The organism is Streptomyces katrae (assembly GCF_000966975.1).
Lineage (GTDB): Bacteria > Actinomycetota > Actinomycetes > Streptomycetales > Streptomycetaceae > Streptomyces > Streptomyces katrae.
Genome location: NZ_JZWV01001279.1, coordinates 1 through 214, shown reverse-complemented (window position 1 = coordinate 214; position 214 = coordinate 1). Strand labels below are relative to the sequence as shown.

The 214-nt window shown below is 62.6% G+C and carries 1 protein-coding gene; it reads right to left on the bottom strand.

The window, feature by feature from the left end:
- Nucleotides 1–199, bottom strand: a 199-nt coding sequence (locus VR44_RS36175) for a cold-shock protein (protein ID WP_045951900.1), incomplete at its 3' end; no start/stop codon positions are given.
- Nucleotides 200–214: the final 15 nt, after the last annotated feature.

The following is a 214-nucleotide window of genomic DNA, read 5'->3' as shown; positions in this document are numbered from 1 at the left end:
CGGGAACGATGTTCTCCGCCTGGGGGCCCTTCTGGCCCTGCGTCACGTCGAAGGACACGCGCTGGCCCTCCTGGAGCTCACGGAAGCCCTGCATGGCGATGTTCGAGTAGTGGGCGAAGACGTCCGGGCCGCCGCCGTCCTGCTCGATGAAGCCGAAGCCCTTTTCCGAGTTGAACCACTTCACGGTGCCAAGTGCCATTTGAATCTCCTGAAT